Raw genomic sequence first — 1922 nt, 5'->3', positions numbered from 1 at the left:
CCTACGCCTGCATATGGCATTACTTTTTTGCCATAGTTAAAATAATAATGAGCGGTAGCCGTGATAGGTACAGTGTAGATGACCCTGTCCATATCGGTGGTGATGGCTGAATTATTATTCTTGTAGTAGATCGTCTGTGTTGGAATATATTGCTCGTAAGAATTCCAGCTGGCGGCCAGGCCGAAGGAGATAGGTGCTTTTTTGAGGAAGTACCTGTACTCTGCTTTGCCACCTGCAAAACTTGTTTTGTCGAGGAAGTCGTTGTTCGTAGGGATCGATATTTCCCAGGAAAGCCCGAATAAATTATTCATTCTCCCTTGCGAAAAACTGTGTAAGGATCCCAGCGTGAGCACTATAGCCAGTATAATAAACTTTTTCATAATTTACTTTTTTATAGTGAACTATTGGGCTTTCAAATAAGGTGACTGTACGAATGCCTGATCAATACCATCCAGTGCACGTTGCAGATTAGTATTGGAAGAACTACCCAATGCACCATTCAGGTTCATGGTCCAGCTCACATCCAGTTTCTGATTAGCCTGCGCATGTTTCACATCAATGATTTCAGCAATCACACTACCGGTAGTAACAGAATAGGTAGTGGCCCATGGATAATAATATGGATAATACCAGCCCCAGTCCCATGGATCCCAATAGCCCGGATATCCCCACCAGTAGCCAGGATATACTACACCTATGGTTACATCTTTTACGGCAACCGTATTGATACCGAGATCTGGTTTAGCACTTCTGGGTACATAAGTATATCCTCTTGCTTCCATGTTTTTCCTGATCTGCGCTACCAGCTGTTTAGCGGTGTTGTCTGTCAGGATACTATCTTTCGGATTTGTGGTGATATAAGCTACTGTATCCGAAATATAAAAGGTTTTGAAACTGGTAAAGTCCGTGTTCGGATCTCTGTCTGTTTGTACAACGAAGTTGCCCGATAGAGAAGACAAGTCCGGCTCTTTGCGGCAAGCCGCCAGTACTATTAGCGCCAGTAACAGGAGATGACTAAATTTTTTCATCGCAGTGTTTTTAATAGATCAATGCAAATACAGCCCTATAGGGCTTTTACGGGAATCAGTACCATTGTCGCGATACCTGATGTCTGTTAAAAGGACTCTTAATTACGGGCCTTGATGGATGGAAGACGTAGATGTGTTTGCATTCATAGTTATGATTTAAGCGTGATCGAATACATCATTCATTTTCTTATCCCGGGAGAAAAGGAGTTACGTCGTGCGTATCTCTTTTCAGAGGATAAAAATTCGTGTTCTACAGACAGCCAAAATGGCTAAATACACGGCTTTGCTGATTGATGATGATGCTACATAACTATGCTTAGGATCTGGAATTTTTTAGTCGCTATATTCTCTCATTCTACAATTCATACTTTTTGTTTGTGACGTTGCTGTCATCGATGGTTAATTCAATTGTTCCTTGTATTCGGTGATGGTGTTATAAAGACTAACACCGTCAGTTGTAAAAATGTTTAAATAAAGTTTTTTCTTGTTTTAGGTGAATGTATTTTAAACAGCACGAGTCATATAATTGTTTAGATGATGTTTAATTATTTTATTTTTTGGCAGATATAAAAGAAGCTGTTAAATTGCAGCTATCACCCTGAATATTTTTCTCCTAAGCAATCCGCATAACAGCAATTTATCTACTTCGTTTAAGAACAGATTAATTTAGTATTTAGTCTCACTGCAGTCTTTTAGTTCGTGTGAAGAGTGAAGGTAGCACTGCATTGTGTAAGATACTTCTTTTTCGTAACGTGGAATTTAAATGGCTTAAATGCGGCGTGTTCCCGCGCTGCAAATTTTTTCTCTTCCATCAATCCTGGGTATAACAATTACATCATCATCGTTGTTTTTTCAAATAGTCGTTACGGAAATTTATACGAAAAAGGTCTTTTT

Annotated in this window: 3 protein-coding genes; 1 reads left to right on the top strand and 2 read right to left on the bottom strand. The window is 39.3% G+C overall.

Annotation, left to right across the window (positions count from 1 at the left end; all coding sequences use genetic code 11):
- Together VIP81_RS25935 and VIP81_RS25930 are read right to left on the bottom strand one after the other, a co-directional pair.
- The coding region (locus VIP81_RS25935; RefSeq protein ID WP_331968090.1) for a hypothetical protein at positions 1–380 on the bottom strand (380 nt) is incomplete at its 3' end.
- Between the two features lie 21 nt (positions 381–401).
- Positions 402–1028, bottom strand: coding sequence for a DUF4136 domain-containing protein (locus VIP81_RS25930; protein WP_331968088.1), 627 nt, complete (start codon positions 1026–1028; stop codon positions 402–404).
- Positions 1029–1736: 708 nt separating this feature from the next.
- Here VIP81_RS25930 and VIP81_RS25925 point away from each other — a divergent pair.
- Positions 1737–1922: hypothetical protein (locus VIP81_RS25925; RefSeq protein WP_331968086.1), on the top strand; the 186-nt coding region annotated here is incomplete at its 3' end.

This window comes from Chitinophaga sp., from assembly GCF_036566945.1.
Lineage (GTDB): Bacteria > Bacteroidota > Bacteroidia > Chitinophagales > Chitinophagaceae > Chitinophaga.
The sequence above is the reverse complement of the archived record's forward strand: the minus strand, read 5'-3'. Positions and strand labels throughout refer to the sequence as shown.

Bases quoted from the DNA above. Each gene is read 5' to 3' on its own strand.
- VIP81_RS25930 (WP_331968088.1), bottom strand. From the start codon at position 1,028: ATGAAAAAATTTAGTCATCTCCTGTTACTGGCGCTAATAGTACTGGCG.